Source organism: Georgenia sp. Z1491 (assembly GCF_057652395.1).
Window position 1 is genome coordinate 1,229,548 of the sequence record NZ_CM172729.1, and the last position, 26,248, is coordinate 1,255,795.

Sequence of the window (26,248 nt, forward strand, 5' to 3'; positions counted from 1 at the left end):
GGAGTGAACGTCCCCACCCTTCACGCCGTCACCGAGGTCGCCGCGCCCGTGGCCGCCGACGGCCCGGCGAACCTGGCCTGGCTGCTCGTCGCCGTCCCGCTCGTCGGCGCCGCCGTCCTGCTGCTCGCGGGCCGCGCCGCCGACGCCTGGGGCCACTGGCTCGGCGTCGCCGCCTCGGCCGCGTCCTTCGTCGTCGCCGCCTGGATCGCCGTCGACATGGTCGGCCGCCAGGCGTCCGACCGCGTCATGGACCTCCACCTGTACGACCTGCTGCCGGCCGGGACGTTCGACGTCTCGCTCGGCATGCGCGTCGACCCGCTGTCGATGACGTTCGTCCTGCTCGTCACGCTGGTCGGCACGCTCATCCACGTCTACGCGGTCGCCTACATGTCGCACGACCGCGACCGCCGCCGGTTCTTCGCCTACCTCAACCTCTTCGTCGCGGCGATGCTGCTGCTCGTCCTCGGCGACAGCTACCTCGTGCTGTTCATCGGCTGGGAGGGCGTGGGTCTCGCGTCCTACCTGCTCATCGGGTTCTGGAACCAGGTCCCCGAGTACGCGGTCGCGGCGAAGAAGGCGTTCGTCATGAACCGCGTGGGGGACATGGGGCTCCTGCTGGCGATGGGCGCGATGTTCGCCGGCCTGGGCACCGTGAGCTTCGCCGGGGTCGCCGAGGCCGCCCCGGGCGCCTCCACCGCGGTGCTCACCGTGATCGGCCTGCTCCTCCTGCTCGCCGCGTGCGGCAAGTCGGCGCAGTTCCCGCTGCAGGCCTGGCTCGGCGACGCGATGGCCGGCCCGACCCCGGTCTCCGCGCTCATCCACGCCGCCACGATGGTCACCGCCGGTGTGTACCTCGTGGTGCGCTCGGGCCCGATCTTCGACCTCACGCCCGACGCCCGGATGGTCGTCGCGATCGTCGGCGCGGTCACGCTGCTGTTCGGCGCGATCGTCGGCTGCGCGAAGGACGACCTGAAGAAGGTCCTCGCCGCCTCGACGATGTCCCAGATCGGCTACATGATCCTCGCCGCAGGGCTGGGCCCGATCGGCTACGCGTTCGCGATCTTCCACCTCGTCACGCACGGCTTCTTCAAGGCCGGCATGTTCCTCGGCGCCGGCTCCGTCATGCACGGCATGAACGACCAGGTCGACATGCGCCGGTTCGGCGGCCTGTCGAAGGTCATGCCGATCACGTGGGCCACCTTCGGCCTGGGCTGGCTCGCGATCCTCGGCATCCCGCCGTTCTCCGGCTTCTGGTCGAAGGACAAGATCATCGAGACCGCCTTCGTCCCGCAGGCCGGCCACGCCGGCTGGGAGCCCTGGGTCTTCGGCCTCGTCGCCCTGATCGGCGCCGGGATCACCGCCTTCTACATGTCGCGGCTGTTCTTCATGACCTTCCACGGCAAGAAGCGCTGGACGACGGCGGAGGAGGGCTCGGAGGTCCACCCCCACGAGTCGCCGCTGCTCATGACCGTGCCGATGATCGTCCTCGCGATCGGCTCGGTCGGCCTGGGGTTCGCGCTCCAGCTCGGCGGCGGGCTCGTCGGCTGGCTCGAGCCGGTCACCGGCCACCACGAGCACGACGCCCCCGTCCTCGCGGTCCCCGTCATCATGGGCGCGACCATCGCGATCGTCGTTCTCGGCGCGCTCGTGGCGTGGGCGATGTACGCCCGCCGCGAGGTCCCCGCGGTGGCACCGGCCGGCAACGTGCTCGTCACCGCCGCCCGCAACGACCTGTACCAGGACGCCGTCAACGAGGGGATCTTCATGCGCCCGGGCCAGCAGCTCACGCGCGGCCTCGTCGAGGTCGACCAGCTGGCCGTCGACGGCGCCGTCATGGGCACCGGCGGCGCCACGGCCGGCCTCGGTCGCCTGCTCGGCAAGCTCCAGAACGGATTCGTCCGCAGCTACGCCGCACTGATGATGGCCGGCACCGTGCTCGCCCTGCTCGCCGTCCTGGCCTGGCGGCTCTAGGCCGAGGGAAGAGGAACAGAACCTGTGAACACCGCAACTCTCCCGTGGCTCACGCTGCTCGTCGCCGTCCCGGTGATGGCCGGCGCGCTGCTCTTCGTCCCCGCGCTGCGCCGGGTCGCCCGGCCGGTCGGGCTCGGCGTCAGCCTGCTCGTCCTGCTCGGCGCGATCGCCGCCGTCGTGACGGACTTCGACCTCGGCGCCGCCGGTGAGCACCAGCTCACCGAGCAGGTCGCCTGGATCCCGCAGATCGGCGCCTCCTATGCGCTGGGCATCGACGGGCTCGGCCTGACGATGGTCCTGCTCACGGCGTTCCTCGTGCCGGTCGTCCTCATCTCCGGCGTCCCCGTCCGCGCGGGCGACGACGAGGCGACCACCGAGCGTCGTACCTCGACCTACGTCGGGCTCGTCCTCGTCCTGGAGGGGATCCTGCTCGCCGTCTTCGCCGCGCGGGACGTCTTCCTCTTCTACGTCCTGTTCGAGGCGATGCTCCTGCCGATCTTCCTGCTCATCGGCATGTACGGCGGGCCCCGCCGCCGCGCCGCCGCGATCAAGTTCCTCCTGTACTCCCTCGCGGGCGGGCTGATCATGCTCGCCGGCGTCGTGGCCCTGTACCTCGAGGGCCCCGGCGGACCCGAGGGCTTCCTCGTGGAGAACCTCGCCGGCACGATGGCCGGCTCGTCCGACTGGGCGGCGCGCCTGATCTTCCTCGCGTTCCTCGTGGCCTTCGCCATCAAGGCGCCGATGGTGCCGGTGCACACGTGGCTGCCCGACGCCGCCGAGCAGTCCCCGGGCGGCGTGTCCACGCTCCTCGTCGGCGTCATGGACAAGGTCGGCACGTTCGGCATGATCACGCTGCTGCTGACGATCTTCCCCGAGCAGGTGGCCTGGGCCGCCCCGGTGATGATCGTGCTCGCCGTGATCTCGGTGCTCTACGGCGCGTTCCTCGCGATCGGCCAGCAGGACGTCATGCGTCTGGTCGCGTTCACGTCCGTGTCGCACTTCGGCTTCATCGTGCTCGGCGTCTTCGTCGGCTCCGAGCTGGCCCTCACCGGCGCGATGTTCTACATGGTCGCCCACGGCCTGTCCACGGCCGGCATGTTCCTCGGCTCGGAGTACCTCGTGCGCCGCGGGGGGACGCAGCGCATCGGCGCCTTCGGCGGCTACCAGCGCGTGGTCCCGGTCCTCGCCGGCACGTGGCTCGTCATGGGCCTGGCCTCGATCGCCCTGCCCGGCCTGTCCGGGTTCTGGGGCGAGTACATGGTCCTCCTCGGCACGTTCGAGGTCAGCTGGGTCGCCGCGGCGTTCGCCGTCCTGGGCGTCGTCCTCGCCGCCCTGTACGTGCTCATGCCCTACCAGCGCATCTTCACCGGCCCCGCACCGCTGGCCGCGACGCCCGCCCGGGCGACGGCGACCGTCGGGGCCGCCTCGGGGAACGCCGCGCCTTCGAGCGGCGCGGCCGGCACCGGGACGGCCGCGAGCGACACCGGTTCGACCGCGAGCGCGGCGCCCGACGACGACGCACCCCCTCGGCCGCTCGCGCTGCCCGACCTCGACGGCCGTGAGCGCACGGTGATGGGCCTGCTCGTCGCCGCGGTCCTCGCCCTGGGACTCTTCCCGGCGCCGGTGGTCGAGCTCGTCCGGCCCGTCGCGGAGCAGACCGTCGTCCTCGCCGACGACGCCGGTGACACCGCCTCCCAGCCCAGCCCGATCACGACCGTGGGGAGCGCCCTGTGACCGCCGCCCTGTCCGCGACCGCCTTCGTCGCACCCACCATCGCCTGGGCGCCGCTCGTCCCGGTGCTCATCGTCGGCGGGGCGGCCGTCGTCGGCGTCCTGCTCGAGGCGTTCCTCCCGCGCACGGTGCGGCGCACCGTGCAGGTGCCGTTCGCGCTGCTCGCGGTCGCCGCGGGGCTCGTCGCCGTCGTGTGGCGGCTCGCGAGCGTCCACGGCGCCGAGGCCCCCACCGAGGTCGTCACCGGCGGCGCATACGTCGAGGACCTGCCGTCGCTGGCGATCCAGGCCGTGCTGCTCGTCAGCTCGCTGCTCGCCCTGCTGGTGATGGCGGACCGCACGGAGGTCCGGGACGGCGCCTTCACCCCGCAGGCTGCGGCCCGCCCGGGATCGGCCGAGAGCGAGGCCGCCACCCGGGCCGGGCTCACGCAGACGGAGATCTTCCCGCTCACGCTCTTCTCGCTGACCGGCATGATGGTCTTCCCGGCGGCCGGGGACCTCATCACGCTCTTCGTGGCCCTCGAGGTCCTCTCCCTGCCGTTGTACGTGCTGGCCGCGACCGCGCGTCGTCGACGTCTCCTGTCCCAGGAGGCCGCGATCAAGTACTTCATCCTCGGGGCGTTCGCGTCGGCGTTCTTCCTCATGGGCATCGCGCTGCTCTACGGGTTCGCGGGCTCGCTGCGCCTCACGGACATCGCCGCGGCCGTCCCGGCCACGCCGGGGCTGGACTCGCTGCTCCTGCCCGGCGTCGTGCTCGTGCTCGTCGGCCTGCTGTTCAAGGTCGGGGCCGTGCCGTTCCACGCGTGGACGCCGGACGTCTACACCGGCGCACCGACCCCCGTCACGGGGTTCATGGCCGCGGCCACCAAGATCGCCGCGTTCGGCGCGATGCTCCGGTTCGTCTACGTCGTGGCCCCAGGGCTCGGCTGGGACCTCGAGCCGGTCGTGTGGACGATCGTCATCCTCACGATGCTCGTGGGCACCGTGCTGGGTGTCATCCAGACCGACATCAAGCGGATGCTCGCCTACAGCTCGATCGCCCACGCGGGCTTCGTCCTCATCGGCGTCTTCTCGCTGACGACCCAGGGCATCGGCTCGGTGATCTTCTACCTGCTCGCCTACGGTGTCGCGACCGTCGGCGCGTTCGGCCTCGTCACCCTCGTGCGCGAGACCGACGCCTCCGGCTCCGTCACCGGCGAGGCCACGCACATCGAGCAGTGGGCCGGCATCGGGCGGCGCCGACCGGCGCTCGCGGTGGCCATGCTCGTCTTCCTGCTGTCCTTCGCGGGCATCCCCCTCACCGCCGGCTTCGTCGGGAAGTTCGCCGTGTTCAGCGCCGGAATCGCGGGCGGCGGGGCGATCCTCGTGGTGCTCGCCGTCCTGGCGTCGGCCGCTACCGCGTTCTTCTACTTCCGCCTCGTCCAGCTCATGTTCTTCGAGGAGCCCAAGGAGCAGGGCGTGACGGTCGTGTCCTCCGAGGGCCTGACGATCGTCGCCGTCGTCGTGTGCGCCGTCGCCACGATCGCGCTCGGCGTCTACCCTGGTCCGGTGCTCGAGCTCCTGACCGACGCGGCGGTCTTCGTCCTGTGACCCGGCTCGAGCTCCTCTCCGCCCGCCTCGATCAGGTCGACCCCGCCCTGACCGAGGTCGAGGAGCGCCTGGCGGCGGCCGTGCGCGGCGCCGACCGGCTGACCGAGGAGCCGGCCGCCCACCTGTCCGACGCCGGGGGCAAGCGCCTGCGCCCGCTGCTCACGATCGTCACCGCCCAGCTCGGGTCGGGCGTCGGCGACGAGGTCGTCCGCGCGGCCGTCGCGGTCGAGCTCACCCACCTGGCCACGCTCTACCACGACGACATCATGGACTCGGCCGAGGTGCGCCGCGGGGTGCCCGCCGCGCACGTGGTCTGGGGCAACAACGTCGCCGTCCTCACCGGGGACCTGCTGTTCGCCCGGGCGTCCTCCCTCGTGGCTTCCCTCGGCGCCGAGGCGGTCATGCTGCACGCGGCCACGTTCGAGCGCCTCTGCCTCGGGCAGCTCCACGAGACCGTGGGCCCCGACGAGGGGTCGGACGAGATCGAGCACTACCTGAGGGTGCTCGCGGACAAGACGGGATCGCTCATCGCGGCCTCCGCCTTCTACGGCGCGCGTTTCTCCGGTGCGGAGGCGCACCTGGCCGACGCCGTGTCGACCTTCGGGGAGAAGGTCGGCGTGGCGTTCCAGCTCGCCGACGACGTCATCGACGTCGCCTCCGACACGGCGGAGTCCGGCAAGGTCCCCGGCACCGACCTTCGCGAGGGCGTCGCGACGATGCCGGTACTGCTCCTGCGCGCACGGCGCGCGGCCGGCACGCTCGACCCGGCGGGGGAGCGGGCCCTGGCCCTGCTCGACGGCGACCTGTCCGGCGACGCCGAGCTCGCCGCCGCGGTCGAGGCCCTGCGCGCGCACGAGGTCATGGCGGAGTCCCGCGCGATCGCGCGGCGCTGGGCCGACGACGCCGTCGCCGAGCTCGCGGTCCTGCCCGACGGCGAGGTGAAGGACGCCCTCACCGACCTCGCCACGATGCTCGTCGACCGCATCTCCTGACGAGCGAGCGGACTTCTGCTCCACGAATGAGCGCGGTTCTGCTCGCCGCGCGTGATGGTGAGCGCGGTGCTGCCCGCCGCTGTCGCGCCGGGACCCCCGGCGCCGCGGCTCCGGTTCGCCGAGCTCGACCTCGGTCAGGCGGTCGAGGTCCGCACCTGCTCTGTCGTGCGTCTGCCGATCCAGACCCCGCTCTTCCGCCACAATGGGGGATCAACGGTCTGACCGGATGAAGGGGCCCCATGCCGTTCGAGAAGAAGTACAGCGACGAGCTGCGCGAGGCAGCCGTACGCCGCGTGGTCGAACGGCGCGAGGCCGAGCCGGGCAACAGGGCGATCTTCCGCGAGGTGGCGGAGGAGTTCGAGGTGGGGGAGCAGTCCCTTCGTCTGTGGGCCAAGCGGCTCGACGACGGCATGTTCGACGCGAGCTCGCGGGCACGGTGGCGGCAGGCCCCCAAGGAGGATCTCGTCGCACGTGTCGCGGAGCTGGAGGGGGCGCTCGCACGGGCCGAGGAGGAGATCGAGATCCTCAAACGGGCCTCGGCGATCTTCGCCGCCGAGATCGCCCGGCGCTGACCGCCCGTCGGTGACCCTCCCGCGCCTCCCTCACGCCGGCGTCCCGGCATCTGGACCTGCGGGGGCATGTCCGGGTGGGGGCGGCACGCGTCGGAGCAGACTGCCGGTGAACCGCCCGACCCGAGCGTGAGGAGCACCGATGTCCGGACTCGACTACTCCAGTGCCGTGACCGTGTGTACCACCGCCGTCCGTGGCCGGTTCACCGTGCAGGGCGAGGGCTTCGCCCTGCTGGCCGACGGGTCGGTGGCCACCGGGGGCCCGGGCAGGGCGCCGGGGCCGCTCGACCTGCTCGTCTCGGCACTCACGGTCAACCTCGTCAACACGCTGCGCAGCGGGGCAAGCCCCGACGCCGATCCCGAGGACGACCTCTCGGTCCAGGTCCGCGCTCGCACGACGCGCTATCACCGCGGGCGCATCAAGGCCGGCCGGCTCCTCGTCGAGGTCGTCGTGGCGGGACTCGACGAGATCGACACGGCCGCTCTGGTCGAGCGCTACCGGGAGGGCTGCCGCATCCTGCCCGCGGTCGAGACGGTCCTCGACGTCGAGATCCGGTCCGTGCCCGCCTCCGCGATGGCCGCCTGACCCGCCTGACCCGCCCGACCGGCCGGACGGTCGCCGCGGATGGCGAGGGCGGCGCGGCCAGCATCGCCGGCGCGCTGCCGACGGAGGTCGACCAGTGCGACCGCGAGGGAGGCGAGCAGGAAGCACATCGCCACGGCAGTCGCCCGGAGGGTCGCGCCGAGGTGGGCGGCGGGAGGAGCGTCGGACACGCTCCACCCGCCGCCGTAGATCACGGTGAAGTAGGCGACCGACGCGGCCGCCACGCCGAAGCTGTTCGCCACCCGCTGGCCCAGCTGTCCGACGGCTCCGGCTGCGCTGCCCTGGGCCGGTGGGACGTCGGCGAGCATCTGGGCGTGATTCGGCGAGACGACCATGCCCGTGCCCACGCCGGAGACCAGCTGGAGGGCCGACACCGCGGCGAGCAGGGCGGTACCCGGCAGGTCGCCGTGCAGGAGCACCACGACGGCGGCCATGGCGAGGAGCGTCAGCGTCATGCCGAGCGCGGTGAGCCGGCGGCCCCACCGCGTGACGGTGCGACCGCCGATGTCCGCGCCCACCGCGGAGCCGACGGCGGCGGGCAGCAGGACGAGCCCCGCGAGCAGGGGGCTGAGGTGCTCGACCTGCTGCAGGTAGATCGTCAGGGCCAGCGAGGCGCCCGGCACCGCGGCGAACCACGTGGCCGAGATGAGCACGCCGTTGCGGAACGACGGCAGCGCGAGCAGCGCGGGACTGATGAGGGGGGAGCGGCCTGCGGCGGCCCGCGTACGGGTGCGCAGGACGAACGTGGTCGCCAGCGCGGCGGCCGGGACGAGGAGCAGCCAGCGCCCGGGCGAGTCGACCGGACGCCCCGTCGTGAGGACGACAGGGAGGAGGAAACCGACCAGGGCGCCGGACAGCAGGACGACACCACCGTGATCGAGATCGGGCCGGCGCCTCGTCGGGCGGGGCTGGTCGACGGCGCTGAGCAGGAGGTGCGCGGCAAGGACGAGGACGAGGCCGACCGGGAGGTTCATCGCGAACACGCCGCGCCACCCGAACATGCCGGGAAGCAGGAAGAGCCCACCCACGCTGGGGCCGAGCGCCGTCGCGCAGGCGACGCACACGCCGTACACGCCGAAGGCTCGTGCGCGGGCCGGTCCGGTGAACCGCCCCTGGACGATGCCCATCATCTGCGGCATCAGCAGACCCGCCGAGACCCCGAGCAGGGCGCGTCCGACGATGACCGTGTCGGCGTTCGGCGCGATCGTGCACACCACGCTCGAGACGAGGTATCCGTAGAGGCCGATGAGCGCAAGTCGGCGGCGCCATCCGTGGTCCCCGAGACGCCCGGCCGGGACGAGCGTGACGGCGAAGAGGACGACGTACGCGGCCGAGACGAGCTGGAGCCGGACCGGGCCGGGATCGAGGGCCGCGTCGATCGACGGGATCGCGATCGAGATCTTGTGCAGGTCCAGGAGCAGCATCCCGGCCGTGAACCCGCAGAACAGGATGAGGACACGGTCGCGTACGGGCACGGGCGACGGCGCCGGCCCCCGCGGCGCCGTCGCGCGCCCGGTCACCGCAGGTCGACGAACTTCGAGCTGTCGACCAGCTTCTCGTACTCGGCGTCGGCGCGGATCAGTCCCCAGCTCGCGATCCAGTCGAGGATGCGGTGGTAGTCCTCCTCCGGGTACGGCCCGGGGTGGATGTAGCGCAGCCGGCTCGGCCGCAGGTCCTCGGGGCGCAGATCCTCCACGCCCGCCGCCTGCTCGATGAAGTAGTGCAGGAACGGCCGGATGTCGTCGTGGATCGTGTCGACGGCACGGCTCACGGCCCGGTTGATCCGGTCGAAGTCGTCGGGGGAGATCGCGTCGTCCGCGACCTCGGCGCCGAAGTAGTGGGCCTCGGCGAGCACCTTGTACCCGCGCTTCTCCGCGACGCTGATCCACGGCTCCATGAGCGCCACCGCCTCGATGTCCCCGTCGGCGAGGGCGTCGAGGCGACTCTTGCCCTTGACGCCGAGGAGCTTGATGTCCGTGCGGGGCAGGAAGCCCTCCAGCGTCTGGAGCACCAGGTAGTGCGAGCCGTGGTGGAAGTTGACCCCGACGGGCACCCCGGCGAGGTCGGTGGGCACGTTGTGGGGCGAGTCGCCGCGCACGACGATCGCCTGGCTCGCGACGGCCGCGCGCCGGGCGACCACCCGGCCTCCGCGGTTGCTGTCCTGGGAGCGGCGGAGCTGCCCCCACTCGCACGCGTTGTACAGCTGGGTCGTGCCGGACTCGAACAGCGTGAAGGTGTGGAACGAGTCCTGAGCCGCAGGCTCCTCGATGAGCTCGAGGCCGTCCTCCGGCGGCGCCGGCTTCGGGACCAGCTCGACGTCGAGGCCCTCGTCCGCGAAGTAGCCCTTGTCCCTCGCCACGAAGTAGGGCAGGTAGAAGACGGCGGCGTGCGTCTCGATCTTGATCGTGCTCATGTCTCACCTCAATGGTCGTCGGTGAACGTTCTATATGGACGCTCGGGATGGACGGTAGATAACTCGACGAAGCGAACATCGTGCCATGGTTGAAATCTCAATATGCGAGAACCAGAGGGTTCTTGCGATAGAAGTTCTATGTAGATCTTTAGCGTCCCTCGTGTACGGCGACTGTCGGCCGACCGCCCGCATCGCGCGATCGGCCCGCCCACCGAGAGGAACGACCCCATGGCACGAACGACCAGAGTCCGGCGCTCCGCCGCTGTCCCGAAGGCCCTGCCGGCTGTCGCCGGCGCCGCCATGCTGCTCTCGGCCTGCGCGGCGGCGAGCGGCGCGGGCAGCGGCGAGGCCGCCGACATCGACGGGGAGCCCGTGAACGGCGGCACGCTCCACTACCGAGCAGCTCCCGGGCCGGGCGGCGGGAGCTCGATCGACCCCGCGACCGCGACCGGCTATGGCCTGGCCGTACCGCTGCGCCAGACGGTCGACTCCCTCGTCCTGCACGACGCCGACGGTGACTTCGAGCCGTGGCTCGCGACGGACTGGACCGTCAACGACGACGCCACGGTCTACACGTTCACGCTGCGTGAGGACGTCACCTTCAGCAACGGCGAGGAGCTCGACGCCGAGGCCGTGGCCGCGAGCTACCGGTCGATCGTCGACGCCGGGGCGAGCTTCGCCGTCGCCAACTCATGGATCGGTGACCTCGGCGAGATCGTCACCCCGAGCGAGTACGAGGTCGAGTTCCGGTTCGAGAGCCCGAACTCCTCGTTCCTGCAGGCCGCCTCGACCAGCGCGCTCGGGATCGTCGCGCCGGAGACGTCGGCCCGGACCTTCGAGGAGCGGCAGGAGGGGCTGACCGTCGTCGGCTCCGGGCCGTTCGTCGCGACCGACGTGCGCGCGAACGAGGGATACGTGCTGGAGCGCCGCGACGACTACGCGTGGGCACCCGAGTCGTTCCCGAACCAGGGGGCCGCCCACCTGGACGCGATCGAGGTCCACCACATCAGCGACAACAGCATCGCCGCCTCCGAGCTCCGGGCCGGCGGCCTGACGCTCCTGCACAACACGGAGCCGGCCGACAAGACCGAGCTCTCGACCAACCCGGACGTGACGATCCGTACCGAGCCCCTGCCCAGCGGCGCGATCGGCCTCGTCGCCAACACCGAGCACCCCGGCCTGGACGAGCCCGAGGTCCGCGAGGCACTGAGCCTCGCGGTCGACCGGGACGCGATCCTCGAGCGGGCGTCCGCGATCGACGTCCCGGCCTCGAGCGTGCTGAGCGCGACCAACCCCTACTGGGAGGACCTGTCCGACCACATCGTCACCGACGTCGCCCGCGCCGAGGATCTCCTCGACGAGGCCGGGTGGCTGCCCGCCGAGGACGGCGTCCGGGAGCGCGACGGTGAGCGACTGAGCTTCGACCTCATCTACACGGGCTCGACCATCTCCCACGAGCCCAACCTCGCCGTGCTGCAGTCCCAGTGGGCGCAGATCGGGGTGGAGCTCACCTTCGGCAGTCTCACCACACCGGATCTCAACCAGCGCATCGCCTCCGGCGACTACGCCTTCTCCTGGCAGCTCGCCGGTCGTCCCGACCCCGAGGTGCTGCGCACGAACTTCGCGGGGAACGACGAGGAGCTCGACGCCCTGTTCGGCGAGATCCTCTCCACGCCCGGGCAGGAGGAGCGCCGGCCGCTCGTCACCGAGGCCGCCGAGCTCGTGCTCGACCGCGGGTACTTCATCCCGCTGTACGACTTCGTCCAGCCGCTGGCCTACCGCAACGAGCTTGCTCTGCCGACCTTCGAGGCCAGCCACATGCCGCTGCTGGTCAACGCCTGGATCGAGGAGTGACCCGGTGAGTGCCACCGACCTCCAGGAGGAGGTGCTGCAGGAGGTCCGGCCCCGGCCGCGTCCGCCCGAGGACCCGCGCGAGGGGCGCAGGACCCTGCGGCTGGTCGTGGGCAAGGTCCTGCGAGCGGTCGTGGTGGTGCTCGTGGCCTACACGCTCGCTTTCGGCCTGCTGTTCGTCCTCCCGGGCGACGCGGTCCTCAGCCGGATCGGCTCGGCCGACGCGGTCGGGACGGCTGAGCTCTCGTCGGTCGAGATCGGCCCGCTGCGCGAGGAGCTCGGCCTCGAGGCCTCGCTGCCCGCGCAGTACGTCACGGGGCTGGTCGGCCTGTTCTCCGGCGACCTGGGTGACTCGCTCGTCACCGGCGAGCCGGTCACCCGCCTCATCGGGCAGGCACTCCCGCCCACGGCGCTCCTCGCGGGGCTCTCGCTCGTCATCTCCGTCGCGGCCGGTCTCGCGCTGGCCGTCGTCGCGGTGGCGCCGCAGAGCCGTCGGTTGCGCTCGGTGGTCGCCATGGTCCCGGCGGCGTACGCGAGCCTGCCGGTCTTCTGGGTCGGCATCCTGCTCATCTACGTCTTCGCGATCCTGCTGGGCTGGTTCCCGTCCTCGGGCAGCGACGGGGCGGCCTCGCTCGTGCTTCCCGCCACTGTCATCGGCCTGCTCGGCGCCTCGCAGCTCGCGCAGGTCCTCATCAGCTCGCTGCGCGCCGAGCTCGGCACCACGTACGCCGCGGTCACCGCTCCGGCGAAGGGGGCCTCGCGGTGGTACACCGTGCTGCGGCACTGCCTGCGCAACGCCGCCCTGCCCTTCCTCACGGTCCTCGGCCTGAGGGTGGCGTCCCTGCTCGGCGGCACCGTCGTCGTGGAGACCGTCTTCTCGAGGAACGGTCTGGGGCGCCTCATCGTGGACTCGGTGAGCGCCGTCGATCTCACGGTCGTCCTCGGCATGGTGGTGCTGCTCGCGATCGTCTACGTGGTGGTCAACGCGCTGGTCGACCTCCTCTTCCCGCTCGTCGACCCACGACTGCGTCGTAGCGCCGGACCGTTCCGAGGAGGCCAGGACGATGTCCGCTGACCCCACCGCCGCACCCGGACCCCACGCCGCACCCGGACCCACCAGGGTCGGATCCCACCGCAGGCGGCGCCGGTCCCCGGAGCTCGTCGTCCTCCTCGGTCTGCTGGGCGCCGTCGTCCTGATCGCCCTGTTCCCCGCGGCGCTCGCCCCCTACGACCCGCTCGAGCTCGCGGGGCCCTCGCTCGAGCCGCCCGGCGCGTCCTTCCTCCTCGGCACCGACGAGGTCGGGCGTGACCTGCTCTCGCGCATCCTGCACGGTCTGCAGATCTCGATGTTCGCGGGCGCCGTGGCCATCGCGGTCGCCCTGGGTGCGGGGGTCCTGGTCGGGGTCGTCTCGGGCGTGCGCCCGGGCGGCGTCGCCGACCGGGTGCTCGGTGTCGTCAGCGAGTCCGTCCTCGCCGTGCCGTCCATCCTGCTCTCGCTCGCCGTCATCACCGCGTTCGGCCGCGGGGCGCTCATCGCGGGCATCGCCGTCGGGATCGCCGAGGCCCCCGGGTTCGCCCGGCTCGTGCGCGGCCAGGTCATCCAGGCGCGCACGCTGACCTACGTCGAGGCGGCCGTAGGTCTCGGCGCACGCCCGTTGCGCGTGATCACGCAGCACATCGTCCCGCGGATCGCGCCGCCGCTCATGGCGTACACGGCACTGAACTTCGCGCTCGCCCTGCTCGCCATCGGCTCGCTCAGCTACCTCGGGTTCGGCGAGGCACCGCCGTCGCCCGAGTGGGGGGTCCTCATCTCCGAGGGGCAGCGACTGCTCGTCCACGCGTGGTGGGTGGCGATCCTGCCCGGCCTCGCCCTCGCACTCACCGCGATCCTGCTCAGCCGGATCGCCCATCTCCTCCAGGAGGACGCATGACCGACACGCTGACCGTCGAGAACCTCACCGTCACCTACGGCGCCGACCCGCGATCGACGCCCGCCCTCGACTCAGTCTCGCTGCACCTGCCGCGCGGGGAGGTCACCGCGGTCGTCGGCGAGTCCGGGTCGGGCAAGTCCACGCTGGCGCACTCGATCGTCCGTCTCCTGCCACGGACCGCCGAGGCCCGTGGCCGGGTGACGCTCGAGGGTCAGGACGTGCTGCGGATCGGCCGGCGCGAGCTGCGCTCCCTGCGCGGCCGGAGCATCGGGTTCGTCCCCCAGGACCCCGTGGCCTCCCTCAACCCGACCAGGACCGTGGGTGCTCAGCTGCGCGAGACCTTCACCCTGGCCGGTCGGCGCGTCGACGAGGCCCAGGTCCTCCAGGACCTCGCCGACCTGGGGCTGCCCGACCCCGAGGCGCTGCTCGAGCGGTACCCGCACGAGCTCTCGGGCGGGATGCGCCAGCGGATCCTCGTGGCCATGGCCTTCTCGCAGCGGCCCGAGCTGGTCGTCGCCGACGAGCCGACCAGTGCGCTCGACGCCCTCGTGGCACGCGCCGTGCTGGAGCGCATGGAGTCGATCCGTGCCCGGCACGGTACGACGGTCCTTCTCATCACGCACGACCTGGCCGTCGCCCGTCGGTACGCGCAGCACGTGCACGTCCTGCGGCGCGGCACGCTCGTCGAGAGCGGCCCGGTGGCGGACGTGTTCGCCGCTCCCGACCGGGCCTACACCCGGGAGCTGCTCGACAGCTCGGTGCGGATCCGCGGCGGGGAGGTCGTGAGCATCGCCGAGGCGTACGACGCCCAGGTCCACCGGCCGCTGCCGACCGTCGTGGAGGGCGCTGAGCCGGCCGTGCGGATGGACGGAGTCTCGAAGTGGTTCGGCTCCACGCTCGCCGTCGACGACGTCTCGCTCACCCTGCCGGTCGGGCAGACCCTCGCGGTCGTCGGCGAGTCGGGCTCCGGGAAGACGACGACGGGTCGGATGATCCTCGGGCTCGAGCGCCCCAGCGCGGGAAGCGTCCGGGTCCTGGGCCACGAGGTCGGGAGCCTGGGCCGGCGCGAGCTGCGCGACCTGCGCCGGCAGATGCAGGTCGTCTACCAGAGCCCCTTCGAGTCGCTCAGTCCCCGGCTCACCCTCGCTCAGGTCGTCGCCGAGCCGCTGGCGGCGCACGGCGAGGGCGGCAGGCGCTCGCGCCGACGCCGTGCCGAGGAGCTGCTCGAGCTCGTGCAGCTCCCGTCGACGCTGGCCGACCGCCGTCCCGCTGAGCTCTCCGGGGGCCAGCGCCAGCGCGTCGCGATCGCCCGGGCGCTCGCGCTGAGCCCCCGGCTCCTGGTCCTGGACGAGCCGGTGTCCGCCCTCGACGCCACCGTCCAGTCCCAGGTGATAGCGCTCCTGGGCCGGCTCCAGCGCGAGCTCGACCTCACCTACTTCCTCGTCACGCACGACCTCGGGGTCGTCACCGAGCTCGCCGACCAGGTGATGGTGCTGCGCGGCGGGCGCGTCGTCGAGGCCGGGCCCGTGGGCGACGTGGTCACCACACCGGCCGACTCCTACACCCGCGACCTGGTGACCGTCTGAGCCGGATGAGGGAGGATCGACACATGGCCAACCGCCTCGCCTCGGCCACCAGTCCCTACCTCCTCCAGCACGCCGACAACCCGGTCGACTGGTGGGAGTGGGGCGAGCCCGCGTTCGCGGAGGCCCGCCGCCGCGACGTGCCGATCCTGCTGAGCGTCGGCTACGCCGCCTGCCACTGGTGCCACGTCATGGCCCACGAGTCCTTCGAGGACGAGGAGGTCGCCGCCGCGATCGACGCCGGGTACGTCGCGGTCAAGGTGGACCGCGAGGAGCGCCCCGACGTCGACGCCGTCTACATGGCCGCCACCACCATGACCACCGGGCGGGGCGGCTGGCCGATGACCTGCCTGATCACCCCCGACGGCGAGCCGTTCCACTGCGGCACCTACTACCCGCGCGAGCAGCTCCTGCGGCTTCTCGCGGCCGCGGCCGAGGCGTGGACCGGCCGCCGGGGCGAGATCGCCGACGTCTCGGCCGCGCTCACCGACGCGCTCGAGCAGCTCGGCGCCCCCACGGAGCCGCACGCCCTCGACGAGGACGCTCTCGCCGCCGCCGTCGAGGCGTTGTCGAAAGACCACGACGAGCGCCACGGCGGGTTCGGCACGGCCCCGAAGTTCCCGCCGTCGATGGTGCTCGAGCACCTGCTGCGCCACCACGACCGGACGAGCCCCGACGGGACGAGCGCCGGCCCGGCGGGCAGCCGTGCGCTGCGCATCGCCGGCTCGACCTGCGTCGCGATGGCCCGCGGCGGGATCCACGACCAGCTCGCCGGCGGGTTCGCGCGCTACGCCGTCGACGCCGCCTGGACGGTGCCGCACTTCGAGAAGATGCTCTACGACAACGCCCAGCTCCTCGGCGTCTACCTCCACCTCGCGCGGTCCACCCCCGACGACGCCGTGGCCCGCCTCGCGGAGCGGGTCGCCAGGGGCATGGCCGACTTCCTGCTGCGGGACCTGCGCACCGACGAGGGCGGGTTCGCCTCGGCGCTCGACGCGGACACGGCGGGGGAGGAGGGGCTGACGTACGTGTGGACGCCCGCCCAGCTCGTCGACGTTCTCGGCGACGACGACGGGGCCCGCGCGGCCGCCCTGCTCGGCGTCACGGAGGACGGCACGTTCGAGGCCGGGGCGTCCACCCTGAGGCTCCTGCAGGACCCGGACGACGACTGGTGGTCCGACGTCCGGCTCCGGCTCCTCCGGGCCCGGTCGGCGCGCCCCCAGCCCGCGCGCGACGACAAGGTCGTCGCCGCCTGGAACGGACTCGCGATCGGCGCCCTCGCCCGCGCAGGGAGCGACCTCGGCGACCCGCGCTACGTGAGTGCGGCGCAGGAGTGCGCCGACCTGCTGCTGCGCGTCCACCTGGTCGACGGCCGCCTGCGCCGGGTCTCCCGCGACGGTGTCGTGGGAGACGCGGCGGGCCTGGCGGTCGACCACGGCAACGTCGCGCAGGGCCTCCTCGCGCTGCACCAGGTCGACGCCGACCCGCGGTGGCTCCGGGCGGCGGGCGACCTGCTGGACACCGCGCTCGAGGTGTTCGCCGACCCCGACGGCGGGGGCTTCCACGACGTCGCCGTCGACGCGGAGAAGCTCATCACCCGGCCCCGGGACGTCACCGACAACGCCGAGCCGTCCGGGACGTCCGCCCTCGCCGGGGCCCTGCTCACGTACGCGGCGCTCACCGCGTCGACCCGGCACCGCGCCGCCGCCGAGGCCGCGCTCGCCTCGGCCGGTGCGCTCGCACTCGAGGTGCCGCGGTTCGCCGGGTGGAGCCTCGCCGTGGCCGAGGCGCTGGCGGCCGGTCCGCTCGAGGTGGCCGTCGTCGGACCGGACACCGGGCCGGGGCGGGCCCGGCGCGACGAGCTCGAGGCCGTGGTCCGCGCGGCGACCTCCCCCGGCCTGGTGCTCGCGGTGGGGGAGCCGGACACCGACGGGATCCCGCTGCTCGCCGGGCGGGGCCTGGTGGGCGGGGAGCCGGCGGCCTACGTGTGCCGCGGTCACGTCTGCGACCGCCCCGTCTCCACGGCCGCCGAGCTGGAAGCGTTGCTCCGGCGCTGACGGGGCGACGTACGGGACGGGCATGCCGGACCGCGTCATCCCCGCTCGACGTCGAGGTCGTGCCCGGTGTGGCGAGGTCGTGCCTGCGACGCACGACCTCGCCACCTGAGGCACGACCTCGACGAGGGGAAGCCGGGGTTGCGACCTCTCCCGGTCAGGCCTGATCGAGCTCGGCGGCCGTCGGCAGGTCGGCGCCCCGGCGGCTCACCGTGATCCCCGAGGCCGCGGCGCTGCGCCGGCCGATCCGCTCCAGGTCGAGCGGCTCATCGCCCGCACCGTCGCCGCCCACCGGTCCGGCTCCGCCCGGCAGCGTGAGCAGCGAGTCGATGAGCGCGGCCATGTAGCTGTCCCCGGCGCCGACGGTGTCGACCACGTCCACCTGCGCGCGCGGGACCCGGACCGACCGTGCCTGGTCGGCGAGGATCGCCCCCTCGGCACCGAGCGTGAGCACGACGAGCCGCGGTCCGAGGGCGAGCGTGTGCGCGACGACCTCCTCGTCGGTGAGGTCCGGGAAGAGCCACTCGGCGTCCTCGTCGGAGATCTTGACGACGCTCGCATGCGCGGCGAGCGCGTCGTAGCCCTGCTGGACCTGCGCCAACGGCGGGAGCAGCGCGGCGCGGATGTTCGGGTCGAACGAGACGATCGCCCCCTCGGCGGCGGCACGGGCGGCGACCTCCCGCACGCGCGTGGCGCCGGGCTCGACGAACGCCGCGTAGGAGCCCACGTGGACGGCCTCGGGGATCTCGATCGTGGCCACGTCGGGCAGCTGCCAGGCGACGTCGAACTCGTAGGCCGGCACGCCCGCCTCGTCGACGGTGGCGACCGCCGTCGACGTGCGCCCCTCGACGACGGAGCCGTCGAGGACCTCGACCCCGGCGTCGGTGAGGTGCTCGAGCACGAGTGCGCCGTCCTCGTCGTCGCCGAGGTGGGTGAGCAGGGCGACGGGCAGGCCGAGCCGGGCCAGCCCGACCGCCATGTTCGCGGGGCTTCCCCCGGGGACGCGGCCGCTCGCTCGCGCGGGCCCCCCGGGCTCGTCGGGGAAGACGTCGACGAGGGCCTCACCGACGACGAGCACGCGCTGCCCGGCGGTGGATCCGACGGCGGGCGCGCCGTCGGCCCCCGCGGCGGGGCCGTCCCCGCTCACGCGTCGCCCGTCCCGTCGAGCAGCGCCTGGGCCGCGGCGAGGACGCCGTCGGCGACGATGGCGTCGTGGGCGGCCACGAAGGCTTCCCGGAACCGGGCGTCGGCGCCGATCCGGCCGAAGAGGTCCTCGTCGTCGAGGTAGGTGCCGGTGTCCGCGCCGAGTCGCTCGGCCGCGGCGTCGAGCCGGTCGCGCTGCCGGTCCGTCACCTGCTCGGTCAGCTCGGGCGTGCCCGCGACCACCGCGCTCGCGGCGAGGGTGAACGCCGTCGCGCGCACCGGCAGGTCCTGGGCGATGAGGTCCTCGACCACCGGGACCACGAACTTGTGGATGCGGTCGGACCCGTCGGTGGCGATCCGCACGAGCGTGTCGGCGATGGCCTCGTTCCCGAACCGCTCGAGGATGGTGTCCTGGTAGTCCGCCAGGTCGATCCCCTCGACCTCGCCGACGGTGGGCCGGGCCTCGTCGGCGATGTAGGCGGCCGCGAGGCGCCCGAGCACGTCGTCGGTCGCCGCCTCGTGCACGTAGCGGTGCCCGGCGAGCAGGCCGGTGAACCCCAGGAGCTGGTGGGTGGCGTTGAGGATGCGCAGCTTCATCCGCTCGTAGGGCACGACGTCGTCGACGAGCTGGACGCCCACCGAGCCGAGGTCGGGGCGGCCGGCGGGGAAACGGTCCTCGAGCACCCACTGGACGAACGGCTCGCCGACCACCGGCCGCCGGTCCTGCACGCCGAGCTCGCGCTCGACCATCGCGCGGTCCTCGTCCGTGGTCACCGGCGTGATCCGGTCGACCATGCTGCCCGGGAACGCGACGTTGTCCTCGATCCAGCCGGCCAGGTCCCCGCCGCGGGCGTAGGCATGCCCGAGGACGCTGCGGCGCGCGACGACGCCGTTGGACTCGATGTTGTCGCAGCTGACCACCGTGAACGGCTCCGTGCCGCGCTCACGACGCAGCGCGAGGGCGTCGACGATGTAGTCGAACGCGGTCGGTGTGCCGGACGGGTCCGGGTGCTCGCCGTACCCGCCCTCGGTGATCGTCAGGCTGACGATCCTCGTCTCCGGCGACGCGAGGCGCTCGACGAGCGCGTCCGGGTCGTCGGGTGCGTAGACGAAGTCGACGATCGAGCCGATCGTCCGCGCCTCGAGCGGCTCCCGCGAGTCGCGCAGGACGAGGGTGTAGGTGAAGTCCTGGGCGGCGAGGTCGTCGCGCATCGCCTTGTCACCGGGGAACAGGCCGACGCCGCAGATCGCCCATCCGTCGCCGTCGCCCGCCTCGAGGAGCCGGTCGACGTACATCGCCTGGTGCGAGCGGTGGAAGTTCCCGATCCCGAAGTGCACGATCCCCGTGGTGAGGCCGCTGCGGTCGTACGCGGGTGAGGTCGGTGTGGTCATGGTGGGCCCCCCGTCCGTCGTCGGGCCGCGCCCGACGAGCTCACGATCAGTGTCCCACGTCACCCTACGCCGGAGGGTGGGCGTCGCCCACCCCGGCGTCCGCCCCGGGCCGTGCCGGAACTACCCGTGGATCTTCGGCAACCAGGCGAGCTGGCCGACCTCGTTGCCGCGGTCGCGGGTGATCATCTGCGCGCGTCCTGCGTTCGTCTTCTTCGCGCGGATGCGCCCGATGACCGGCCCGTCGTCGGGGTTGCCGGACAGCAGGTAGGCGGGGGCCGCGAGGTCGGTCATCGTCTGCATGACCGGCTCGAACATCGCCCGCGAGGCACCACCGATGCGGCGCGTGATCACCACGTGCAGGCCGATGTCCTTCGCCTGCGCCATGAGCGGCTGCAGCGCGGAGAGCGGGTTGCCCGCCGAGGTGTTCACCAGGTCGTAGTCGTCCACGAGGATGTAGACCTCCGAGCCCGACCACCACGACCGGCTGCGCAGCTGGTCCGGCGTGACGTCCGGTCCGGGCAGGCGCCCCTTGAGGAACCCGGCCAGGCCCTTGAGCTCGGTCGTCGCCATCTCGTGCGTGGACAGGTAGAGCCCGAGGTGCTTCTCCGGCAGCTCGCCGAGCAGCGCGCGGCGCAGGTCGACGGCGATGATCTGCGCCTCCTTGGGGCCGTTGAGTCGCGCGATCTCCGCGGCGACGGCCCGCAGGAACGTCGACTTCCCGGACTTGGAGTCGCCGAGGAGGAACATGAGCGGCTCGGCCGACGGGTCGAGGACGACCGGCGCGAGCCGGGCCTCGTCGACGCCGAGGAGGATGCCGCCGGCCAGCTCCTGCTCGGTGGCCTGGGCGCGGATCTCGTCGAGCGAGATCAGCTCGGGCAGCAGCCGCAGCTTCGGCCCGCGCCGCCCGGTCCAGCTCTCGTTGACGCGCCGCACCATGTCGTCGACACCGGCGCCGAGGGTGCCGGAGTCGCCGTCGCCGTCGACCCGGGGCAGCGCCGTGAGGATGTGGTGCTTGGACTTCGCCAGGCCCCGGCCCGGACGGTTGGGGATGTTCTTCGCCAGCTTCCGGTCCACGTCGGAGTCCAGGGCGTCACCGAGGCGGAGCTCGAGCCTCGAGCCGATCATGTCCTTGAGCTGCATGCGGAAGTCCATCCACCGGTTCGCGGTGCCGATGATGTGGAACCCGAAGGTCAGCCCGCGCCCGGCCAGCTGCTGGAGCGGGATCTCGAGGTCGTCGAAGTCGGCCTTGATCGTCGGCCAGCCGTCCACGACGAGGAAGATGTCGCCGTAGCCGTCGTCGACCCGGCCCTCGGCGCGGCGGATCCGGTAGGTCTCGATCGAATCGATCTTGTTCGCCCGGAAGAAGGCCTCGCGCTCGTCGACCAGCTGACGCATCTCGGCGACGATCCGGCGCACCACGTCGGGCTCCCCGCGGGTGGCCACGCCCGCGACGTGGGCGAGGTCGGTCATGGCGGCGAACGTGCCGCCGCCGAAGTCGAGGACGTAGATCTGCGCCTCCAGCGGCGTCCTCGTCAGCGCGATCGAGGTGACGATCGAGCGCGCGGCCGTCGACTTGCCCGTGCGGGGCCCGCCGACGATCGCCATGTGCCCGCCGGCGCCGGACAGGTCGAAGACGAGGTCCTCGCGGCGCTGCTCGAGCGGCTTGTCCACCACGCCGAGCGGGAGCGTGAGTGCGCCCGCGTCGCGCCAGCGCGGCGAGTGCAGGCCCAGCTCGGGGGTGACCGTGAGGTCGGGCATCAGCTCGTCGAAGGTCTGCGGGACGTCGAGCGGTGGCAGCCAGACGACATGCGCGGGCGGCCCCTGGCCCTCCATGCGGCTCACGCCGATGTCGAAGGTCGAGGGCTGGTTCTTGCGCTCCTCCTCGGCCTTCTTCTCTGCCTCGGCGGCCTGGCGCTCCTCGATCTCCCGGTCCGCGTCGTCAGCGGCCTCGAGCCTGCGCTGCAGCTCCTCGGGGCTCTCGCCGAGCACCGGCGCGGCCGTGTAGGGGGAGATGTCGATGTCGATCTGCTCGACCTGCTGCTGAGCCCCGCCGCCCTCGGAGCGCTTGCGGCGGCGCCGCACGGGCGGTGCACCGGAGACGTAGGCCGCGCGGAACCGGATCATCGTCGTCGTGTCGGGCTTGAGGTACCCGACGCCGGGCATCGGCGGGAGGTCGTACGCGTCGGTTACGCCGAGCACCGTGCGGGACTCCTGCGCCGAGAACGTGCGCAGACCGATCCGGTAGGACAGGTGCGACTCCAGGCCGCGCAGGCGGCCCTCCTCGAGCCGCTGCGAGGACAGCAGGAGGTGCATCGACAGCGAGCGGCCCAGCCGTCCGATCGCGACGAAGAGCTCGGCGAACTCCGGCTTGGCGGAGAGCAGCTCGGAGAACTCGTCGCAGATGATCATCAGCGCGGGCAGCGGCTCGAGGTCGGTCCGGCCGTTCGCGCGGGCCTTCTCGTAGTCGGTGACGTTGGCGAAGTTCCCGGCCGCGCGCAGGAGCTCCTGACGGCGGACCATCTCGCCGCGCAGGGCGTCCTCCATGCGGTCGACGAGAGTGAGCTCCTCGCCGAGGTTCGTGATGATCGCGGACACGTGCGGCATGTCGGCCATGCCGGCGAACGTCGCGCCACCCTTGAAGTCGACGAGCACGAGGTTGAGCGCCTCGGAGCTGTGGGTCATCGTCAGCGCCAGCACCAGGGTGCGCAGCACCTCGGACTTGCCCGAGCCGGTCGCGCCGATGATGAGGCCGTGCGGGCCCATGCCCTGCTGGGCGGACTCCTTGATGTCGAGCTGGACCACGCGGCCCTCGGGGGTCAGCCCGATCGGCACCCGGAGGCGGTCGCGCGGCAGGCGCGGACGCCAGGCCTGCGCGACGTCGAGGTCCCGGACGTCGCCCAGGCCGAGCAGGTCGGTGAGCTCGGCGGAGACCTCGGCGGCCGCCTCGCCGTCCTCCGTGGGGTCCGCCTGGATCTGTCCCGACCGGATCGACGCGAGCCGGGCGGTGAGGCGGCGGGCGGCCGCCTCCGCTCCGGGGACGCCGAGCTGGTCGGCGATCCCGATCTGCGGCTCCGCGCCGACCTGGAGGATCTCCACCGGGGTGGCGCCGGCCAACGGGCCCTCGTCGACGGCGTCGTGCAGCAGCAGCCTCAGCGTCGACGGGGAGACGAGTGCCTCCCACGTCTCGGGCAGGTCGAGGACGGTGACGCCCATGACGCCGTCGGGCGTGAGGACGGGGTTGACCGCCGGCACGTCTCCGCCGTCGACGACGACGAGGACGTGCGGCAGCTCCGGGTCGCCGCCCGACAGGCCGAACCGGGGCCGCTCGGCGATGCCGGCCGGCAGCAGGTCGGCCAGGTGGGCGAGCGACGTGGTGAGCATGCGGGCCGGGCCGACGGCGTCGCTCACGCGCGGGGAGAGCGCGTGGGGGAGCCACTTGATCCACTCCCACTCGGGCAGCGCCTCCTCGGACGCGATGACGGCGATCCGCAGGTCCTCCGGCGAGACGAAGGTCGCCAGGTGCGTGATGACGCCGCGCGCGAGCGACCGGGCGGCGTCCTCGGAGCCGGCGACCTCGATACGGGCGAAGGCCTGGAGGTCCATGCCGAGCGGGAGGCCGCTGACCTCGCGGTGCGTGACGAGGAACCGGTGCGCGGCCGAGGCGGTGACCGGGTCGAGCTTGGCGAGCGTGGGGATCTCGGGCGACTTCAGGTCCAGGGACAGCGGCTGCGTGGCCGAGCCGATGCGGGTGAGCAGGAAGTCCTCGTCGTCGGGGCTGCGCTCCCACGTGCGGGAGCCCTCCTCGCCGACGGCCGCGAGCGAGCGCGGGTCGGGCATGCGCCAGGCGGAGTAGTCCAGCTGCATCTTCGCGGCGGTGCGCACCTTCTTGCGCAGGTCCGTGAGGTAGGCCAGGTACTCCCGGCGGGAGTCCATCACCGCCTTCTTGTGCTGGTTGCGCTGCCGGATGATGTTCATCGCGACCATGAGCACCATCGCCAGCATCATGGCGCCGCCCATGAGGACCATCCGCTGGTTGCCCGAGCCGCCCCCGAACATCATCACGCCCATCATCCCCATCGAGCCGATCATGGGGACGACCATCATGAGGATGTTCTGCATGCCCTCGGGCTCGGGGAGCTCGGGCGGCACCTGCAGCGTCTCCTCGCTCTGCGGCGGGGGTGGCGGCGCCTTGGTGGACGGACGGACCACGGACTTCCTCCACGTCGATCGCCGGACCGAGGCGCGCACCTCGCCGGGGCTGGACCGCGACGCCCCGGGGACCCAGCCCCTGCGCGCGGCCGGACGAACCGTCCGGAGCCGCCCCTAATATATGGTCTGGGGCGGCATGCGGCAGCCCCCACCGGGCGGTCCGGCCGCCGAGATCGGGCCCGCCGGACGGGGAGGGGAACGGATGACCACGACGGCCGAGCCGCGCGTGCATGCCACCGTGGTCCTCGGTCCCGTCGTGCGGGACGTGGCGGTCCCCGACGGCGCCACGGTCGCCGACGTCCTGCGCCGCCTGCGCGTCGACGCCCGCTCCCGGTCCGTGCTCGTCACCGACTCCTCCGGCTGGCGGGTCGCCGGCGAGGACGTCATCGGCGTCGACGTCCCCGACGGCGTGCTCCTCACCGTGACCCGCGGCTCCGCGGGCGCCTCGATCGAGGCCGACGAGCTCGGACGCTCCCGCACCCTGCCCGACGGCGCCGACTCCTTCGCCGTCATCGCCGCCGCCGCGGTCCTCGCCGTCGGCGGGGTCCTGCTGCTGGTCGGCTCCGCCTGGTGGGGGACCGGCGACCCCCTGCCCACCTGGTGGCGCGGCACCGTCGTCGCCCTGCTCGGAGTGGCCGCCCTCGGGCTGGCCCTGCGGCGCGCGCGGGAGGGCACGGTGCTCGTCGACCTGGCGGCGCTCTCGCTGGTGTCCGTGGCCGCCGGGGTCCTCGTCGTCCCGTCAGGCGGGCCCGCCCAGCTGCGGCTCGCGCTCGTCGTGGCACCCGCCGTGGCCGGGGCCGCGCTCGCGCTGCGCGCCGGCGTGGCCGAGCGGCGGCGCGACCGGACGGCCTCCTCCGCGGCGCTCATCGCCACCGTGTGGCTCGCGGCCGCGGCCGCCGCGCTGGCCACCCTGCAGATCGACACCGGCATGTCGGTCGTGGGGGCGCTCGTCGTCGGCGCGGTCCCGCCCCTCCTGCTCGCCATGCCGGACCTCGCGATCGACGTCCCCGACGACCAGCTCGTCGACCTCGAGCACGTCTCCCGCGACGCCACCGGCGTGCGCCAGGCGGCGCCCCGCGCGCCCGCCGAGGTCACGGCCCCGCGGGTGCGCCGGGTGGTGTCGACGGCACGGGTGCGCCAGGACCTGGTCGTCGTGCTGATGTCGCTGCTCGCGGCCGTCCTCGCGCCCTCCGTGCTCGCGATCGTGCCGATGGGCGGGATCCGGGGCTGGGCCGCGCTCGTGGCGGTCGTCCTGCTCGTGCTGTCCCTGCTGCTCGTGCCCCGCGGCGCCCGGGCCCGCACCGTGCGCGTCCTGCCGCGCCTGGCCGCATTCGTCGTCATCGGTCAGATCGGGTGGGCGGCCGTGGCGGGCGGCCGCGCGGAGGCGCTGACCGTGGGCATCGTGGCGGTGCTCGCCGCGCTCGCCGTGGCCGGGCTCGCGATCGCCGTCGCGTACGGCATGAGCAACGTGGCGCTCGCCCGCCTGGGCGACATCGTCCAGGGGCTGGCCACGCACTTCGCCCTGCCGGCCGGGGTCGTGGCCGCGGGAGCCATCCACTGGGTGAGGCAGGTGGGACTGTGACGGAGAGCGACGACCGACGACCGCGGCGGCGCGACCGCAGGGAGCCGGCTCCCCAGGGGCGACCACCGGAGGCCGGGCTACCGGAGGAGGTGGCTCCCACCCAGGATCGCGGGGCGACGGGCGAGCAGGGTACCGCACCCCGAGGCGGGGGCCGTCCTGCCGGCCGGGCCGGTTCGCGGTCCGCGGCGGGTTCCCGCCCGGCGCCCGGCGGCGGTTCCCGCCCGGCCCCCGGAGCCGGCTCACGCCCGGCGCCCGGCGGCGGTTCCCGCCCGGCGCCTGGCGCGCAGGGTGGGACCGGCGCGTCGGGCCCGATCGTCGGGTCGGGCGGCGGCCGGCGGGCTCCCCGCAGCGGCTCTCCGCTGGCCGGCGGGCCGGCCACGGGCCAGGGCTCCGGGCAGGGCGCCGCACAGTCGGGCTCGCCCGCTCCGACACAGGGTTCGTCGGCGTCGACCGGCACCGTAGGCCGGACGACCGGCGACCGCGCCCGCGCGGGTCTGCCACCCGTGACGACCCGCGCCGGCGCCGCGTCGGCGGCCGGGGCGACGGGAGCTCAGCAGCCTCCTGCGACGGCACGGGAGGAGGCCCGGCCCGACGCCGATCCTTACCGGGATCGCCAGACGCTGCGCGTGCAGCG

17 protein-coding genes are annotated in these 26,248 nt (G+C 73.3%); 12 read left to right on the forward strand and 5 right to left on the reverse strand.

Annotated elements, in window-relative coordinates; genetic code table 11:
* Positions 1 to 3 precede the first annotated feature (3 nt).
* The 6 genes from nuoL (at position 4) to AC24HA_RS05790 (ending at position 7,438) form a co-directional block, all read left to right on the forward strand.
* On the forward strand, positions 4 to 1,971 hold the full coding sequence (gene nuoL, locus AC24HA_RS05765; protein ID WP_425709145.1) for an NADH-quinone oxidoreductase subunit L: 1,968 nt from the start codon (positions 4 to 6) through the stop codon (positions 1,969 to 1,971).
* A 75-nt stretch (positions 1,972 to 2,046) separates the two neighbouring features.
* Complete coding sequence (locus tag AC24HA_RS05770; RefSeq protein ID WP_487563614.1) at positions 2,047 to 3,705, forward strand: complex I subunit 4 family protein; 1,659 nt, start codon at positions 2,047 to 2,049, stop codon at positions 3,703 to 3,705.
* Positions 3,702 to 5,291 carry an NADH-quinone oxidoreductase subunit NuoN gene (gene nuoN / locus AC24HA_RS05775; RefSeq protein WP_425709143.1) on the forward strand — a complete coding sequence of 530 codons (1,590 nt, stop codon included), beginning with the start codon at positions 3,702 to 3,704 and terminating at the stop codon, positions 5,289 to 5,291. The genes AC24HA_RS05770 and nuoN overlap by 4 nt, the downstream gene beginning before the upstream one ends.
* Positions 5,288 to 6,283 (forward strand): polyprenyl synthetase family protein, encoded by a 996-nt coding sequence (locus AC24HA_RS05780; protein WP_425709142.1) that lies wholly within the window; start codon positions 5,288 to 5,290, stop codon positions 6,281 to 6,283. Before nuoN ends, AC24HA_RS05780 begins: the two co-directional genes overlap by 4 nt.
* Positions 6,284 to 6,522: 239 nt before the next feature.
* Positions 6,523 to 6,855, forward strand: a complete 333-nt coding sequence (locus tag AC24HA_RS05785) for a transposase (RefSeq protein ID WP_425709141.1) — start codon at positions 6,523 to 6,525, stop codon at positions 6,853 to 6,855.
* A gap of 139 nt (positions 6,856 to 6,994) precedes the next feature.
* Positions 6,995 to 7,438, forward strand: coding sequence for an OsmC family protein (locus AC24HA_RS05790; RefSeq protein WP_425709140.1), 444 nt, complete (start codon positions 6,995 to 6,997; stop codon positions 7,436 to 7,438).
* On the opposite strand, the gene AC24HA_RS05795 is transcribed toward AC24HA_RS05790, so the two are convergent.
* Together AC24HA_RS05795 and AC24HA_RS05800 are read right to left on the reverse strand one after the other, a co-directional pair.
* The gene (locus AC24HA_RS05795; protein WP_425709139.1) at positions 7,348 to 8,931 is read right to left on the reverse strand and encodes an MFS transporter; all 1,584 of its coding nucleotides are present in this window, start codon (positions 8,929 to 8,931) and stop codon (positions 7,348 to 7,350) included. The genes AC24HA_RS05790 and AC24HA_RS05795 overlap by 91 nt on opposite strands.
* Positions 8,932 to 8,972: 41 nt before the next feature.
* Positions 8,973 to 9,869 carry an ABC transporter substrate-binding protein gene (locus AC24HA_RS05800; protein ID WP_425709138.1) on the reverse strand — a complete coding sequence of 299 codons (897 nt, stop codon included), beginning with the start codon at positions 9,867 to 9,869 and terminating at the stop codon, positions 8,973 to 8,975.
* A gap of 228 nt (positions 9,870 to 10,097) precedes the next feature.
* On the opposite strand from AC24HA_RS05800, the gene AC24HA_RS05805 reads away from it, so the two are divergent.
* The 5 genes from AC24HA_RS05805 to AC24HA_RS05825 are packed head-to-tail and all read left to right on the forward strand — an operon-like array spanning position 10,098 to position 17,291.
* Positions 10,098 to 11,723 carry an ABC transporter substrate-binding protein gene (locus tag AC24HA_RS05805; protein WP_425709137.1) on the forward strand — a complete coding sequence of 542 codons (1,626 nt, stop codon included), beginning with the start codon at positions 10,098 to 10,100 and terminating at the stop codon, positions 11,721 to 11,723.
* A gap of 4 nt (positions 11,724 to 11,727) precedes the next feature.
* Entirely contained in the window at positions 11,728 to 12,795 is a 1,068-nt protein-coding gene (locus tag AC24HA_RS05810; RefSeq protein ID WP_425709136.1) for an ABC transporter permease, read from the forward strand.
* Complete coding sequence (locus AC24HA_RS05815; protein WP_425709135.1) at positions 12,785 to 13,651, forward strand: ABC transporter permease; 867 nt, start codon at positions 12,785 to 12,787, stop codon at positions 13,649 to 13,651. Before AC24HA_RS05810 ends, AC24HA_RS05815 begins: the two co-directional genes overlap by 11 nt.
* Positions 13,648 to 15,237 carry a nickel ABC transporter ATP-binding protein NikE gene (gene nikE, locus AC24HA_RS05820; protein WP_425709134.1) on the forward strand — a complete coding sequence of 530 codons (1,590 nt, stop codon included), beginning with the start codon at positions 13,648 to 13,650 and terminating at the stop codon, positions 15,235 to 15,237. The genes AC24HA_RS05815 and nikE overlap by 4 nt, the downstream gene beginning before the upstream one ends.
* Before the next feature lie 23 nt (positions 15,238 to 15,260).
* Positions 15,261 to 17,291: a thioredoxin domain-containing protein gene (locus AC24HA_RS05825; protein WP_425709133.1), complete on the forward strand. Its 2,031-nt coding sequence runs from the start codon at positions 15,261 to 15,263 to the stop codon at positions 17,289 to 17,291.
* A gap of 154 nt (positions 17,292 to 17,445) precedes the next feature.
* Here the strand turns inward: AC24HA_RS05825 and AC24HA_RS05830 are convergent, their stop codons facing one another.
* From AC24HA_RS05830 to eccCa, 3 genes are all read right to left on the reverse strand, one after another.
* Positions 17,446 to 18,435 (reverse strand): carbohydrate kinase family protein, encoded by a 990-nt coding sequence (locus tag AC24HA_RS05830; protein ID WP_425709132.1) that lies wholly within the window; start codon positions 18,433 to 18,435, stop codon positions 17,446 to 17,448.
* Complete coding sequence (locus AC24HA_RS05835; protein ID WP_425709131.1) at positions 18,432 to 19,823, reverse strand: mannitol dehydrogenase family protein; 1,392 nt, start codon at positions 19,821 to 19,823, stop codon at positions 18,432 to 18,434. The genes AC24HA_RS05830 and AC24HA_RS05835 overlap by 4 nt, the downstream gene beginning before the upstream one ends.
* Positions 19,824 to 19,943: 120 nt before the next feature.
* Complete coding sequence (gene eccCa / locus AC24HA_RS05840; protein WP_425709130.1) at positions 19,944 to 24,032, reverse strand: type VII secretion protein EccCa; 4,089 nt, start codon at positions 24,030 to 24,032, stop codon at positions 19,944 to 19,946.
* Between the two features lie 202 nt (positions 24,033 to 24,234).
* On the opposite strand from eccCa, the gene AC24HA_RS05845 reads away from it, so the two are divergent.
* Positions 24,235 to 25,614: a hypothetical protein gene (locus AC24HA_RS05845; RefSeq protein ID WP_425709129.1), complete on the forward strand. Its 1,380-nt coding sequence runs from the start codon at positions 24,235 to 24,237 to the stop codon at positions 25,612 to 25,614.
* The last annotated feature ends 634 nt before the right edge of the window (positions 25,615 to 26,248 follow it).